At 66.7% G+C, this 14,840-nt stretch carries 11 protein-coding genes; 4 read left to right on the top strand and 7 right to left on the bottom strand.

Translation table 11 applies throughout. From position 1 onward, the window contains the following. Positions 1-20 precede the first annotated feature (20 nt). From LDL28_RS05610 to gpmI, 3 genes are all read right to left on the bottom strand, one after another. Positions 21-1,637 (bottom strand): S41 family peptidase, encoded by a 1,617-nt coding sequence (locus tag LDL28_RS05610; protein ID WP_233057591.1) that lies wholly within the window; start codon positions 1,635-1,637, stop codon positions 21-23. 148 nt (positions 1,638-1,785) lie between these two features. Next, the gene (locus LDL28_RS05605) at positions 1,786-3,072 is read right to left on the bottom strand and encodes a murein hydrolase activator EnvC (RefSeq protein WP_370636241.1); all 1,287 of its coding nucleotides are present in this window, start codon (positions 3,070-3,072) and stop codon (positions 1,786-1,788) included. A 44-nt stretch (positions 3,073-3,116) separates the two neighbouring features. Further along, positions 3,117-4,670, bottom strand: coding sequence for a 2,3-bisphosphoglycerate-independent phosphoglycerate mutase (gpmI, locus tag LDL28_RS05600; RefSeq protein ID WP_233057590.1), 1,554 nt, complete (start codon positions 4,668-4,670; stop codon positions 3,117-3,119). Positions 4,671-4,759: 89 nt separating this feature from the next. Between gpmI and msrB the strand changes: the two genes are divergently transcribed. After that, the gene (msrB, locus tag LDL28_RS05595; protein WP_233057589.1) at positions 4,760-5,176 is read left to right on the top strand and encodes a peptide-methionine (R)-S-oxide reductase MsrB; all 417 of its coding nucleotides are present in this window, start codon (positions 4,760-4,762) and stop codon (positions 5,174-5,176) included. Positions 5,177-5,209: 33 nt separating this feature from the next. After that, positions 5,210-5,863 carry a uracil phosphoribosyltransferase gene (gene upp / locus LDL28_RS05590; RefSeq protein ID WP_233057588.1) on the top strand — a complete coding sequence of 218 codons (654 nt, stop codon included), beginning with the start codon at positions 5,210-5,212 and terminating at the stop codon, positions 5,861-5,863. Positions 5,864-5,893: 30 nt separating this feature from the next. On the opposite strand, the gene LDL28_RS05585 is transcribed toward upp, so the two are convergent. The 4 genes from LDL28_RS05585 to carA form a co-directional block, all read right to left on the bottom strand. Next, on the bottom strand, positions 5,894-7,090 hold the full coding sequence (locus LDL28_RS05585; protein ID WP_233057587.1) for a threonine ammonia-lyase: 1,197 nt from the start codon (positions 7,088-7,090) through the stop codon (positions 5,894-5,896). A gap of 9 nt (positions 7,091-7,099) precedes the next feature. Then, positions 7,100-7,573, bottom strand: a complete 474-nt coding sequence (greA, locus tag LDL28_RS05580; protein WP_233057586.1) for a transcription elongation factor GreA — start codon at positions 7,571-7,573, stop codon at positions 7,100-7,102. Positions 7,574-7,706: 133 nt separating this feature from the next. After that, a complete protein-coding gene (gene carB, locus LDL28_RS05575) occupies positions 7,707-10,961 on the bottom strand; it encodes a carbamoyl-phosphate synthase large subunit (protein ID WP_233057585.1) in 3,255 nt (1,084 codons plus the stop codon). A gap of 13 nt (positions 10,962-10,974) precedes the next feature. Further along, on the bottom strand, positions 10,975-12,372 hold the full coding sequence (carA, locus tag LDL28_RS05570) for a glutamine-hydrolyzing carbamoyl-phosphate synthase small subunit (protein ID WP_233057584.1): 1,398 nt from the start codon (positions 12,370-12,372) through the stop codon (positions 10,975-10,977). A gap of 149 nt (positions 12,373-12,521) precedes the next feature. On the opposite strand from carA, the gene LDL28_RS05565 reads away from it, so the two are divergent. Continuing rightward, positions 12,522-12,980: a GatB/YqeY domain-containing protein gene (locus tag LDL28_RS05565; RefSeq protein ID WP_233057583.1), complete on the top strand. Its 459-nt coding sequence runs from the start codon at positions 12,522-12,524 to the stop codon at positions 12,978-12,980. 22 nt (positions 12,981-13,002) lie between these two features. After that, positions 13,003-14,802 (top strand): DNA primase, encoded by a 1,800-nt coding sequence (dnaG, locus tag LDL28_RS05560; protein ID WP_233057582.1) that lies wholly within the window; start codon positions 13,003-13,005, stop codon positions 14,800-14,802. Positions 14,803-14,840: the final 38 nt, after the last annotated feature.

The following is a 14,840-nucleotide window of genomic DNA, read 5'->3' as shown; positions in this document are numbered from 1 at the left end:
GCGCGCGGGGTTCCGTGGGGTCAGGGCTGGGCCGGTGGGGTGGCGGGTACCGCAGGCGCCGCGGGGGCAGGGGGCGCGGATGTGGCCGGTGCGGGAGTGGCCGGTGCGGGCGCGGCCGGTGGGCTTTCGGGCGCGGCCTGCTTTTCCGCCGGGATGGACGGGGTGGGGGGCTCGGCCGCCTTGGGCGGCGTGGGCGTCGTGGCGGCGGTGACGGGGGCCGGAGGCGTCTTCTCTGTTGGTGCGGGCGGCTCGGCCGCAACGGGCAGGCCCGCCATCGCGCGCACGACCTTCAGCCCTTCTTGCAACTGGAAATCGGTTGTGGGCTTCTGCGGGTCGAATTCCGGCCAGTTCGCGGGCGGCTGGGCGGGAATGGACTTCGCTATGGCGGGCAGATCGGTGCGCGACGGCGGCTGTGCCGTGTTGCCGCCCCGGTTCTTGATGATATGGGCCAGGTCGGCTTCATGAATGCTGTAGGCGGGGTCATCACGCGCTTCGCGCACGGTAATGTCTGGCACGATGCCCAGCCCCTGGATGGAGCGGCCCGACGGCGTATAGTAGCGCGCCGTGGTCAGGCGGATCGCGCCTTCGCCCGGGATGGGCAGGATGGTCTGCACCGACCCCTTGCCAAAGGTCTTTTCCCCCAGCAGTACGGCGCGCTGGTGGTCCTGGAGCGCACCGGCCACGATCTCGCTGGCGGAGGCGGAGCCGCCATTGATCAGTACCACAACGGGTAAGCCGCCGGTGATGTCGGTATTATGGGCGTCCCATCGCTGGCTGTCCTGCGGGTGGCGCGCGCGGGTGGAGACGATTTCACCACTGCGGATGAAGTCCGAACCGACATCGATGGCCTGTGTCAGCAGCCCGCCCGGATCGGAGCGCAGGTCGATGATCAGGCCCGCCATCCTGTTATGGGTCTGGGCCTGCAGCTTCTTGTAGGCGGAGAGCAGGCCGGACTGCGTTTCTTCGTTGAACTGCGCGATTCGGATATAGCCGATGGTGTCGTACAGCGAAGATTTGATCACCTGGAGCGGAATGATCGCGCGCGTCAGCGTTACGATAACGGGCTTGGGCGTTTTTTCACGGATCAGCGTCAGCGTGATGCGGGTATCGGGCTTGCCGCGCATGCGCGTGACCACCTGGTCCAGCGGCTGGCCGTCGATGTTCTTGCCGTCGATCGCGACAATGAAGTCACCGGGCTTGATTCCCGCGCGCGCGGCCGGGGTGTCGTCGATGGGCGAGACCACGCGGACATGCCCGTCCTCGCCCTGTACTTCCAGCCCCAGCCCGCCGAACGAGCCCTTGGTCTGGACCTGCAGGTCGGAGAACTGCTTTTCCGTCATGTACGAACTGTGCGGGTCCAGACCGCTCAGCATGCCATTGAGGGAATTGGTGATCAGGTCACGGGTCGATACGGGCTCGACATAATTGGCCTTCACCTTTTCCAGCACATAGCCGAACAGGAACATGAGCTGTTCGATCTCGCGCGGGGTGTTGTCATCCTTGGGGACAATATCCGCCGCATGGGCCATGGGGGCGAATGCTCCCCCCCTGCCTGCCGAGTAGTGAGCGATCTGCGGGGCCGCCGCGAGCCCTGCAAGAAAGGCGCAACCGATCAGCAAGCCATTACGGAACTTCATGCGTCGTTGTCTCCTGGATGCCCGCCGACCTGGTCCGGCTGGCCTGCATGTATTCTTCGCGTTGCGTTGTAGCGTGGTCCGCCCCATCCGTCACGGGCTGGCAGCATATACCGAACTTGCATGGGGATAAAACCGTCTCGCGCCACATCTAGAGATAGGGGGTCGGATTGACGGCGCTGCCGCCGTGGCGCAACTGCACGAACAGCGTCGGCCTGCTGCCCCCGCCTGTCCATTGCGGCATCTGGCCCACCGCCGCGCCGTGGCTGACCTGCTGGCCCGCCGCGACCGCGATTTCACCCAGGCCCGCCAGCACGAAGCGGTAATGTTTGCCGCAATCAAGGATCATCATCTGTCCGTATGTGCGAAACGGGCCGGCAAAATCAATACGTCCCGTGCATGGCGCGCGCACGCTGGCGCGTGAGGGCGGGGCGTAGGTCAGCCCCGTCGCGGCCCCGCTTTCGGTCTGCTGGCCCCATGTGGTCAGCACCGTGCCCGCCACCGGAGCGCCCGCGCTGCTGTTGGCGGGTGTAATGCCGGGGCCGGCGCCTGTCGCCATTTCCTGCGCCTGGCGGCGGGCGGCGGTGGCTTCGCGCATGTTATGCGCGCGTTCGGCGGCACGGGCCGCTTCCTCCAGGTTTTTTTCCGCCTGCTGTTCGGTTTCCTCGATGCGGGTGATGGCGTCCTGCACGCTCGACGCGCGGCGGGCCGCGTCCTCCACGGCCTGCGTGGCGCTGGCGGCGGCGGCGTTGGAGCGCTGCTGGGCCTCAAGTGCCGCATGGGCGGCGCGGTTGACCGTATCGCGCTGGCTTTCGCGTTCGTTCACCACATGGCGCATCTGCTGCTGCTGCTGGGCCAGTTCGTCATCAAGCTGGAGCAGGCGCGCGCGGCGGTCATGGATGATGCGGGTCTGGCTGGCGATGTCGGCCATCATGCCATGCACGACCAGCAGCCCCGTCACCGCGCGGTCGGCGGGCAGGGGAACGGCCAGCAACGTATCCGCCGGGTAAAGCGACAGGCGTTCGGCCAGCGGCAGCAGGGGGGACAGGCGGGCGACCTCGCGCGCCAGTTGGGGGCGCAGGGCGGCCTGTTCGGTATGCAGGTCGGCAATTCGGCTGTCCAGGTCGGCGGCCTGCTGCTCGGTGCGTTGCAGGCGGGCCGTGGCGTCCACCGTGGCGGCGGACAGGGCGGCGGCCTTTTCCGCGTCAAGGCGGGCCTGCTCGCGCGCGGCCTGTTCCACCTTGCGACGCTCGGCCAGATCACGGGCCTGCTGCTGCTCGCGCGCCAGCAGGTTTTCATGCGCGGTGCGGGCGGCCTCGAGCTGCTGGCGGATGTGCCTCTCATCCGTCATGGCGTGATGGTGGACAGGCGCGGGATCCGGGGCCTGGGCATGGGCCACCGGCCCCCATGCCAGAAATGCCAGGCACCATGGGAGCACAGGCCCGCCCGCCCGCGCGCCCGCCCGGTGGTTCGGGCGTGCTGTCAGGATGGCGTGGACCCGTCGATAAGGGAATGTCCGGTCATGGCCGCGGGCTGGGGCAGGCCCATGATCTGCAGCAGGGTCGGCGCGATGTCGGCCAGCCGGCCGTCATGCAGGCTGACATTCCCGACCCCGCTCAGCACCACGGGCACCACGTTGAGCGTGTGGGCGGTATGCGGGCCGTTGGTCTGCGGGTCGAACATGGTTTCCGCGTTGCCGTGGTCGGCGGTGACCAGCAGCACGCCGCCCGCGCGCTCAATGGCGTCCGCGATCCGGCCCAGGCCGCGATCCACCGCCTCGACAGCCTTGATCGCGGCAGGCAGCACGCCGGTATGGCCCACCATGTCCGCATTGGCGAAGTTCAGTACGATCAGGTCGTATTTGCCACTGTCAATGGCTTCCACCGCGCGCTGGGTCAGTTCGGGGGCCGACATTTCGGGTTGCAGGTCGTAGGTCGCGACCTTGGGGGACGGGATCATGGCCCGGTCCTCGCCGGGGAGCTGGCGTTCGCGCCCGCCATTGAGGAAATAGGTGACGTGCGGATATTTCTCGGTCTCCGCCATGCGGATCTGCTTCAGCCCGGCGGCGCTGACCACATCGCCCAGTAGGTCATGCAGTTCCTCGGGCGGGAACAGCACCGTGATCCGTTCGGCCAGCCGGTCGCTATAGCGTGTCATGCCCATGACGGCGGCGAACCTGACGAGCCGGATGCGGGTGAAGCCATCGAATTCCGGCTCAAGTAGCGCATCGAGCAACTGGCGGATCCGGTCGGCGCGGAAGTTGAAGCTCAACACGCCATCACCATCATGCATGCCGCCATATTCACCAATCACGGTGGGCACGATGAATTCGTCCGTGATCCCGGCGGCATAAGCCTTGTCCAGCACATGCAGCGCATCGCCCGCCTGTTCGCCCTGACCGGCGACGATGGCGTTATAGGTCTTCTCCACCCGGTCCCACCGGCGGTCGCGGTCCATGGCGTAATAGCGACCCGAAACCGTGCCGATCCTCACCCCCTCGGGCAGGGCGGAAAGAAGCTGGCTGACATAGCCGTGCCCGGATTGCGGGGCGGTGTCGCGCCCATCGGTAAAGATATGGAAGGTGACGGGAATGCCGGCCGTGCGCAGGATATGGGCCAGGGCCACGGCATGATCCTGATGGGCATGCACCCCGCCGGGGGAGACGAGACCCATGAGGTGACAGGTGCCCCCGCTGGCCTTCAGCGCGGCGATGAAGTCCGCCATCACCGTGCTGCGCGCGACCGAGCCATCCCGCAGCGCGGTGGAAATGCGCGGCAGTTCCTGCATGACCACCCGGCCCGCGCCGATATTGAGATGACCGACCTCCGAATTGCCCATCTGCCCTTGCGGCAGGCCGACATCCTCCCCACAGGTTTTGAGAAAGGCGTGCGGCCCCGAACGCCACAGCCGGTCGAAGGCTGGCGTATCGGCGTCGCGCACGGCATTGTCGGACGGGTCTTCCCGCCAGCCAAAGCCATCCAGCACCGCCAGCATCACGGGGCGGCGCGCCTTGTTCACTGTTTCATGGTCGCTCATGGGGTAGGATCTCCCTGTTTTATTTTATATGGCATGATGCCCTAAAAGCGGTCAGCGTAAAATGCACGTGTGACGGAGGAAAAATATCCATGTCCGATCCAGTCGATACAGGCGCCACCCGGTCAGGCGCCACCCAGTGCGGCAGCCTGACCCCGGAACAGGTGCGCATCCTGCGCGAACATGGCACCGAGCGCCCCGGCTCAAGCCCGCTGAATGATGAAAAGCGTGCCGGTGAATATCGTTGCGCCGGGTGCGGCGCGTCGTTATTCCGCTCCGGCACGAAATATGAGAGCGGCAGCGGCTGGCCTTCGTTTTTCGATGCCATACCCGGCGCGCTGGGCACCACGACCGACACAAGCCATGGCATGACCCGCACGGAGGTCCATTGCGCGCAGTGCAACGGCCATCTGGGCCATGTCTTTCCCGACGGGCCGCCCCCCACCGGCCTGCGCTACTGCATGAACGGGCTGGCCCTGCGCTTCGTCCCCCGCGATGGCGGAAGCTGAACGCCGTATTCCCTACCAGGACAAGGAACCGATATGACCGAACCCGCAAGCGTGCATGACGATGGTGTTGTTGTCGTCACCCACCCGCTGGTCCAGCACAAGCTGACCCTCATGCGCGAGCGTGAGACCCCGACAGGCGTGTTCCGCCATCTTGCGCGGGAGCTGAGCCTGCTGATCGGTTATGAGGCCATGCGTGACCTGCCGCTGGAAACGGTGGAGATCGACACGCCGCTGGAACACATGCAGGCCCGCCGTCTCGCGGGCAAGAAACTGTGCCTGATTTCCATCCTGCGGGCGGGGAACGGGATTCTGGACGGGTTGCTGGATCTGGTACCCTCGGCGCGCGTGGGGTATGTCGGGCTGTACCGCGACCCCGAAACGCTGGAGCCGGTTGAATATTACCTCAAGCTGCCCGATGAGCTGGATAACCGTGTCTGCCTTGTGGTCGATCCCATGCTGGCGACGGGGCACAGCGCGGTCGCGGCCATTGACCGGCTCAAGCAGGCGGGCTGCGGTCATCTGGTCTTCGTCTGCCTGCTTGCCGCGCCCGAGGGCGTGGCCTGCCTGCGCAAGGCGCACCCCGATGTGCGGATCGTGACCTGCGCCATCGATCGCGGGCTGGATGAACATGGCTATATCCGCCCCGGCCTGGGCGATGCGGGCGACCGCCTGTTCGGCACCAGATAGGCGGGCAAGCGGTCGCCGCGTCCGCGCCGTTCAGGCGCGGCGCACGATGTAGGTCTTGGCCAGTTCCGCTTCCAGCGTGCGGGCGTGTTCGGGGTCGCGCGCCTCGATCATCACTTCCAGTTCGGCGGCCTGCACGCTGGGGGTGGTGAACAGGCGCTGGTGCGAGACCTCGATGATATTGCCGCCTTCATCACCGATCTTGCGTGAAATATCGGCCAGCACGCCGGGGCGGTCGGGTATTTCCATTTTCAGGCACAAAAGCCGCCCGTCGCGCAGAAGCGAGCGCAGCAGGGTATTGGCCAGGATGCGGCTGTCGATATTCCCGCCCGTGACCGGCAGCGCCACGCGCTTGCCCCGGAACAGTTCGGGATAGGTCAGCACCGCCGCCAGCGCCGTGGCCCCGGCCCCTTCACTGACCTGTTTCGCCCCTTCGGCCAGCATGGTGATCGCGGTCTCGATCGCGCTTTCGGGCACTACCAGCACGTTGGACACATGGCCGCGAATGACCTCCAGCGGCTGGCGGCCGATCTGGAGCACCGCAATCCCTTCCGCGATGGTAGCGCCACCCGGCGGCATCACCTCATCGCCCGGAAAGCCGGACAGGGACGAGAAATTTTCCACCTGCACCCCGATGATGTCCATCTCCGGGCGCAGCGCGCGCGCGGCCACGGCGCAGCCGGACAGCAGGCCGCCCCCGCCGATGGGGCATACGAACGTATCCAGCGGGCCCGCGTCCTCGAACAGTTCAAGCGCGAACGTGCCCTGTCCGGCCATGACCTCGGGGTCGTCATAGGGGTGGACGAACACGCGGCCTTCGCGCTGGCACAGGGCGTTGGCATGGGCCGTGGCCTCGGCGAAGCTGTCGCCCTCCAGCACCACGCGCGCGCCCCACGCGGCGGTGCGCGTGACCTTGGCGACGGGGGTGAAGCGCGGCATGACGATCACCGCGTCAATACCCAGCAGCGAGGCATGGCGCGCGACACCCTGCGCGTGGTTGCCCGCCGAGACGGTAATGACCCCGCGTTCACGCTCGCGCGGGGTGAGGAGGGCCAGCTTGTTGGCCGCCCCACGCTCCTTGAACGAGCCCACGGCCTGGAGGTTATCGAGCTTGAGCACGATATCCGCGCCGGTCGCGCGCGAAAGGGTCTGGCACGGGACGGTGGGCGTATGGAGTACGCGCCCCTTTATCCGCCGTGCGGCGGCGGTGATATCATCAAACGTGATCACGGTGTATGCCTAGCCGTAGGTGACTTCCAGGATTTCGTAAGTCCGGTCGCCGCCGGGGGCGGGCACGGACACGCTGTCACCAATGCTCTTGCCGATCAGCGACTTGGCCAATGGCGAGGAAATGGACAGCAGTCCCTGCTTGATGTCGGCTTCGTACACGCCCACGATCTGGTAGGTGGCTTCCTTGTCGGTCTCTTCATCCACCAGCTTGACGCGGGCGCCGAATTTCACCTGGTCGCCCGACAGGCTGGCCGGGTCGATCACCTCGGCGGAGGAGACGATTTCCTCCAGTTCCTGAATGCGGCCTTCGGTAAAGGACTGGCGTTCGCGGGCTGCGTGATATTCCGCGTTTTCCGACAGGTCGCCGTGGCTGCGTGCCTCGGCAATCGCGCGTATGATCGCGGGGCGTTCTTCACTCTTGAGCTTGCGCAGTTCGTCTTCAAGCCGTTGCAGGCCGGGGCCTGTCATCGGAAATTTCTGCAAGATTTGTCCCCGAGGTGAAGGTCAGTTTCCATAACTGACTGTTGGTTGCCGTACCCGGCATATCGCATGCGGTCCCGCACGGGCACCCCACCGGCGTGCAGACCGGCAGGGTACCCGCGCAAGTGCGATACGCTCAGAATGATCCTTTAAAATAGGATTGAAGTGGCGCGACTTCAAGAACCCCCTCACGCATGGCCGAAATGGCGTGCGTCGCCGCCCGCGCGCCGGCGATGGTGGTGTAGTGGGGAACGCCATGCGTCAGCGCCGAACGGCGGATGTCGAAGCTGTCGGTCACCGCCTGCGCGCCCTGGGCCGTGTTGATGACCATCTGGATTTCGCCCGAGCGGATGGCGTCCACGCAGTTCGGCCGCCCTTCCAGCACCTTGTTGACCACGCGCACGTTCACCCCGGCCTCGCGCAGGCAGGCGGCGGTGCCGCGCGTGGCCATGATGGTGAAGCCCATGTCCGACAGGCGGCGGCCCAGCGACTTCACCGCCGCCTTGTCGCTGTCGCGCACGGACAGGAAGATCGTGCCCGACAGCGGCAGCTTCACGCCCGCGGCAAGCTGTGACTTGGCGAAGGCGCGCTCGAACGAGGCGTCAAGGCCCATCACTTCGCCCGTGGAGCGCATTTCGGGGCCGAGGATGGTGTCCACGTTGGGGAAGCGGTTGAACGGGAAGACCGCTTCCTTCACCGCCACATGCGGGGCGACGGCGCGGTCATCGAGCCGGAATTCGCCCAGCTTGGCCCCCGCCATGACCCGTGCCCCGATCTTCGCGACCGGCACGCCCGTCGCCTTGGCCACGAACGGCACGGTGCGCGAGGCGCGCGGATTGACCTCCAGCACGAAGATTTCCTGCCCCTTGATCGCGTACTGCACGTTCATGAGGCCGACAATGCCCAGCTCGCGCGCCATGGCTTCGGTCTGGGCCTTGAGTTCGGTCACGATGGCGGGGGAAAGCGTGTAGGGCGGGAGCGAACACGCGCTGTCGCCGGAGTGGATGCCCGCTTCCTCGATATGTTCCATCACGCCGGCCACGTACACCTCGTCACCATCGGCGATGCAGTCCACATCCGCCTCGATCGCGTCGTTGAGGTAATGGTCGATCAGCACCGGGCCGGAGGCGATGTCATGCCCGGCAAGCTGAAGGGCCACGCGCATGTACCGCTGCAGGCTCGCGCGGTCATGCACGATTTCCATGGCGCGGCCACCCAGCACGTAGGACGGGCGGACAACCACGGGGTAGCCGATCCGTTCGGCCACGTCCTCGGCTTCGGTCGGGCTGCGGGCGATGCCGTTGGCGGGCTGGCGCAGGCCCAGCCTGTGCAGCATGGCCTGGAAGCGTTCGCGGTCCTCGGCCCGGTCGATCGCATCGGCGGGCGTGCCGAGCAGCGCGATGTCCGCCGCCTCCAGCGCGTGCGACAGCTTGAGCGGCGTCTGGCCGCCATACTGCACGATGCAGCCCAGCACCGTGCCGTTTTCCTGCTCGCGCCGGATCAGGGCGATCACGTCCTCGGCCGTCAGCGGCTCGAAATACAGCCGGTCCGAGGTGTCGTAATCGGTGGAGACGGTCTCGGGGTTGCAGTTGACCATGATCGTCTCGAAACCGGCCTCACGCAGGGCGTAGGCGGCATGGACGCAGCAGTAATCGAACTCGATCCCCTGGCCGATGCGGTTCGGCCCGCCACCCAGGATGACGATCTTCCTGCGGTCGGTCGGCCTGCTTTCGCACTCCGGCACGCCGTATCCGCCCTCAAAGGTGGAATACATGTACGGCGTGGGGGATGCGAACTCACCCGCGCAGGTGTCGATGCGCTTGTAGACCGGCAGCACGCCCCGGCTTTCGCGCAGGCGGGCGATCTCGTCCGTGCTGGTGCCGGACAGGCGGGCAAGCTGGATGTCCGAAAAGCCCATGGCCTTGAGCGCGCGCAGGCTGTCGGCGTCCTCGGGCAGGCCGTCGCGCATGATCGTGTGTTCGGCCGCGACAATCCTGGCCAGTTCGCGCAGGAACCATGGCTCGAAGCGGCAGGTGTCGTGGATGTCCTCCACGCTCAGCCCGGCGCGCAGGGCCTGCGCGGCCATGAGGATACGCTCGGGCCGGGGCTGCGAAAGTGCGGCGCGGAAGGCGTCGGGGCCGCCATCGCCAGGCACTTCGACCGGGTCCAGGCCCGCCAGCCCGATTTCCATCGAGCGCAGGCCCTTCTGCAATGCCTCGGGGAAGGAGCGGCCAATGGCCATCGCCTCGCCCACCGATTTCATGCTGGTGGACAGCAGGGCGGGCGTGCCGGGGAATTTCTCGAACGTGAAGCGCGGGATCTTGACCACGACATAATCGATCGTCGGCTCGAACGATGCCGGCGTGCTGCCGGTAATGTCATTGGTCAGTTCATCGAGCGTGTAGCCCACCGCCAGCTTGGCCGCGACCTTGGCGATAGGAAAACCCGTCGCCTTCGATGCAAGGGCCGAGGAGCGTGACACGCGCGGGTTCATCTCGATCACCACCACGCGGCCATCGACGGGGTTGATGCCGAACTGCACGTTCGAGCCCCCCGTTTCCACCCCGATCTTGCGCAGGCAGGCCAGCGACATGTCGCGCAGGCGCTGGTATTCCTTGTCCGTCAGGGTCAGGGCCGGGGCCACGGTGATGGAATCACCGGTATGCACGCCCATCGGGTCGATATTCTCGATGGAGCAGATGATGATGCAGTTGTCCGCGGTGTCGCGCACGACCTCCATCTCGTACTCCTTCCAGCCCAGCACGGATTCCTCGATCAGGACTTCCGTGGTGGGGGAGGCGTCGAGGCCGGAGGTGACGATACGGTCGAATTCCTCGCGGTTATAGGCGATGCCGCCACCCGAGCCGCCCATGGTGAAGGACGGGCGGATGACCGCGGGCAGGCCCACGTTTTCCAGCGCGGCGCGGGCTTCCTCCAGCGTGTGGGCGATCAGGCTGCGCGGGCTTTCGATGCCGATGGCGTCCATGGCCTCGCGGAATTTCTGCCTGTCCTCGGCCCGGTCGATCACCTCGGCGTTGGCGCCGATCAGTTCGACGCCGTGCTTTTTCAGGAATCCCGACTTGTCCAGCGCCATGGCCGTGTTCAGCGCGGTCTGGCCGCCCATGGTGGGCAGCACGGCGTCGGGCTTTTCACGTTCGATGATGCGCTCGACGAATTCCGGGGTGATCGGCTCGATATAGGTCGCATCCGCCAGCCCCGGATCGGTCATGATCGTGGCGGGGTTGGAGTTGACCAGAATGACGCGGTAGCCCTCTTCCTTCAGGGCCTTGCAGGCCTGCGCGCCGGAATAGTCGAATTCGCACGCCTGGCCGATCACGATCGGGCCGGCGCCGATAATCAGGATGGAGCTGATGTCTGTCCGTTTTGGCATGTCGGGTCGGCTTTCAGGCGGCTTTGGTTGTGGTGTCGATCAGATCGACAAAGCGGCGGAACAGGTAATGGCTGTCGGACGGGCCGGGGCTGGCCTCGGGGTGGTACTGCACCGAAAATGCCGGGTAGCGGCTGGTGGTGATCCCTTCATTCGACCCGTCGAACAGGCTGACATGGGTGGCGCGCACATCGGCGGGCAGGGATTTTTCATCCACCGCGAAGCCGTGGTTCTGACTGGTGATCTCCACCTTGCCCGTGACCAGATCCTTGACCGGCTGGTTGGCCCCCCGGTGGCCGCGCGCCAGCTTGTAGGTGCTCGCCCCCAGCGCCAGCGCCAGAAGCTGGTGGCCCAGGCAGATGCCGAACAGCGGCTTGCCCGCCTCCAGCACGCCACGGATGGCGGGCACCGCGTATTCGGCCGTCGCCGCCGGGTCGCCCGGCCCGTTGGACAGGAACACGCCCGCGGGGTCGAGGGCGAGGATCTCCTCCGCCGTGGCGGTGGCGGGCACGACGGTCACGTCGCAGCCGGCGTTGGCAAGGCAGCGCAGGATGTTGCGCTTGGCCCCGTAATCGACCGCCACCACCCTGCGCCGCTTCGCGGGCAGGGGTTCGGTGCCGTGCGGCCACTTCCATATGCCCTCGTTCCACGCATAGGGGGCGGGGCAGGTGACTTCGCGGGCAAGGTCCATGCCTTCCAGCCCCGGCCACTGGCGGGCGCGGGCCTGGAGGGCGGGCAGGTCGAAGCTGCCGTCCTCGGGGTAGGCGATGACCGCCGTCTGCGGTCCGCCCTCACGGATGCGGCGGGTGATGGCGCGGGTGTCGATGCCGCATATGCCTGGAATGCCGCGCGCCTTGAGCCACGTATCGAGCGACTCGGTAGCGCGCCAGTTGGCGGGCGCGGTCAGGTCTTCCTTCACCACCAGTGCGCGGGCCTGCACGCGGGCGGCTTCATCATCTTCCGGCGTGGTGCCGGTATTGCCGACATGGGGGAAGGTGAAGGTGATGATCTGCCCCGCGAATGACGGATCGGTCAGGGTTTCCTGATAGCCGGTCATGCCGGTGGAAAAACAGATTTCGCCAATGGCCGCATCCGTGCCATACGCGCCGAATCCGCGCCCCCACAGGACGGTGCCATCGGCCAGGATCAGGGCGGCTGTCGCGGCTTTGGGCCTGTCGGCCGGTGCGGGCGGGTTTGGCGTGCTCATCGGGGGCTCCGGTCGGTCGGATTCTGTGGCGGGTTGCAGGTCGGACAGTGACAGGCCGGTCGCGCGCAGCACGGTTGTCCAGTGCTTGGGCGGTATGGCGCGCGCCTGCCGCCATTTGCGAATGGCCTCGGTGCTGACGCCGGTCAGGCGCGCGGCCTGTTCGGCGCCGCCGAGGCGTTCGATAATACTTTCTATCGTCATCGGCATTGGATGATGTCCCTTCCGGGAGTATTGCCTAACAGCGTCCTGCCCGATTGGGAAGAAAATTCCCACACATCGGCACATCAGGACCATGGGAAAATTATTCCCGGCATGAAGGGGCGTTGTGCCCCCGCCGGGCAGAGGAGTTGACAGTCATGTCCCTGCGCGCACGTTTCACGGATGACCTGAAAACCGCCATGAAGGCAGGCCAGAGCGAAAAGGTCGGCACCATCCGCATGATCACCGCGAAACTGAAGGATGTCGATATCGCCGGGCGGGCCAGGGGTGACGATCAGGTCAGCGACGAAGCCGTGATTTCCATGCTGCGCGGCATGGTCAAGTCGCGTGCGGAATCGGCGGCGCTGTACCTCAAGGGCGGCCGCCCCGAACTGGCGCAGAAGGAAGAGGCCGAAATCGCCATCATCCGTGACTATCTTCCCCCCGACCTGGATGACGCCACCATCGAGGCCGCGGTGCGTGAGGCGATCACCCGTACGGACGCCACCTCCATGAAGGATATGGGCAAGGTCATGGCCGCGCTGAAGGAACAGTTTGGCGCGGCACTCGACCCGTCGCGCGCAAGTGCTGTCGTGCGTGCGCAGCTTTCGGTATAACTGACACCGGAGAGACTGGCCGATGGCGCTTGACCCCGCGTTCCTTGACGAACTGCGTGCCCGCACGCCCATCGCCCCGGTTATCGGGCGGCGGACGAAGCTGGTGCGTTCGGGACGGAACTGGAAGGGATGCTGCCCCTTCCATGGGGAAAAGACGCCCTCGTTCTATGTCTATGACGACCATTATCACTGCTTCGGCTGCCAGGCGCATGGGGATGTCATCACCTTCGTCATGCAGAGCGAGGGCCGCTCCTTCCCCGAAGCGGTGGAGGAACTGGCCACCGCCGCCGGCATGGAAATGCCAAAACCCGACCCCGTGCGACGCGAGCAGGCCGAACGCGCGCGCACGCTGGGGGACGTGCTGGAGGCGGTGCAGCAGTCATGGCAGCGCAGGCTCTACCAGCCCGAGGGGCGCGAAGGGCTGGCCTACCTGCGCAACCGCGGCCTGACGGACGAGACCATAGCGGCCTTCGGCCTTGGCTGGTCGGGGGAGGGGCGCGGCGCGCTGGTGGCGGAAATGGCGGCGCAGGACATCACGCCCGCCATGCTGCGCGACGCGGGCGTGATGCGTGCGGATGAAAACGGCGCCCCGCAGCGTGAACTGTTCTTCAACCGTGTGACCTTTCCCATCCGCGACCGGCGCGGCAGGCTGGTTTCCTTTGGCGGGCGTATTCTGGGGGATGGCCAGCCCAAATACCTCAATGGCCCCGAGACCGCCCTGTTTTCCAAGCGCCGGGTGCTGTTCGGCCTCGACCGCGCGCGCGAAGGCGTGCGGGGCAGGGGCCCCGCCGCCGAACTGCTGGTGGTCGAGGGGTACATGGACGTGATCGCCCTGCACCAGGCCGGGTTCGGCGGCGCGGTGGCCCCCCTTGGCACGGCCCTGACGGCCGAGCAGATGGAGGCGCTGTGGCATCTCGCCCCCGCCCCGGTGCTGTGTTTCGATGGCGATGCCGCGGGCCAGCGCGCGGCGGTGAAGGCGGCGGAAACCGCGCTGCCCCTGCTGGCCGTGGACCGGACGCTGCGTTTTTGCGTCCTGCCCGAAGGGGAGGATCCGGACAGCCTCGTGCGCCGCAACGGCCCGGAGTCCATGGCGGCGCTTGTGGCGGGCGCGTGCCCGATGGGGCAGGTACTGTTCGGCCTGCTGAGCGAGGGCGTGCGTAATCCCGGCCCCGAACAGCGCGCCGCCCTGCGCCGCAGGCTGGTGGAGGTCGCGGCCCTGATCCCGGACAAGGCGCTGGCATCCGAATACCGCTCCACCCTGCTGGACAGTTTTTTCCAGACATTCCGCCGCTCGGGCCCGCGCGGGGGGAATGCGGCCCGACCGGTCGCGACCACGCCGGTGGCGGCGATGGACGCCGACCTGCAGCGCCAGTGCATTCTCAGCGCCATCATACTCGAACAGCCCGCCGTGCTGGCCGAGGTGCAGGACGCCTATTGCCGCCTTGAACTGCCCGCCGACCTTGCCGCCCTGCGTGAGGAACTGCTGGAGATGTACGACGCGCGCGGCGGCCTGCCCGCCCCCGATGAACTGGCGGCCAGCCTGTCCGCCGCCGGGCTGGATGATGTGTGCCAGCGCGTGCGCACCACGCGCGGGCGGCGCACGCGGGGGCAGGCGGATGATGATGTTTTCGGCACCGATTCCCGCCATGAATGGTGGCATTTCTACGCGCTGCTCAATGTCGAACGCTTCGCCGCCGAAGTCCGCGCCGATACCGAACGCCTGTGCGCGGGGCAGGTGAACGAGGCGGCGTGGCAGAGCCTGCGTACCCGCCTTCTGGCGCTCGATACCCTGCGCCGGGGTGGAAATGAAGAGGATGGATAGCGCGGAAAATTTAGGTGGATTGCACGAAATGCGCCGCG

Source organism: Komagataeibacter sp. FNDCR2, from assembly GCF_021295395.1.
Classification (GTDB): Bacteria; Pseudomonadota; Alphaproteobacteria; order Acetobacterales; family Acetobacteraceae; genus Komagataeibacter.
The sequence above is the reverse complement of the archived record's forward strand: the minus strand, read 5'-3'. Positions and strand labels throughout refer to the sequence as shown.

What these genes read in the sequence shown, in the direction of transcription:
- LDL28_RS05610 (WP_233057591.1), bottom strand. Translation starts at nt 1,637, where the DNA reads ATGAAGTTCCGTAATGGCTTGCTGATCGGTTGCGCCTTTCTTGCAGGG.
- gpmI (WP_233057590.1), bottom strand. Translation starts at nt 4,670, where the DNA reads ATGAGCGACCATGAAACAGTGAACAAGGCGCGCCGCCCCGTGATGCTG.
- msrB (WP_233057589.1), top strand. Translation starts at nt 4,760, where the DNA reads ATGTCCGATCCAGTCGATACAGGCGCCACCCGGTCAGGCGCCACCCAG.
- upp (WP_233057588.1), top strand. Translation starts at nt 5,210, where the DNA reads ATGACCGAACCCGCAAGCGTGCATGACGATGGTGTTGTTGTCGTCACC.
- carB (WP_233057585.1), bottom strand. Translation starts at nt 10,961, where the DNA reads ATGCCAAAACGGACAGACATCAGCTCCATCCTGATTATCGGCGCCGGC.
- carA (WP_233057584.1), bottom strand. Translation starts at nt 12,372, where the DNA reads ATGCCGATGACGATAGAAAGTATTATCGAACGCCTCGGCGGCGCCGAA.
- LDL28_RS05565 (WP_233057583.1), top strand. Translation starts at nt 12,522, where the DNA reads ATGTCCCTGCGCGCACGTTTCACGGATGACCTGAAAACCGCCATGAAG.
- dnaG (WP_233057582.1), top strand. Translation starts at nt 13,003, where the DNA reads ATGGCGCTTGACCCCGCGTTCCTTGACGAACTGCGTGCCCGCACGCCC.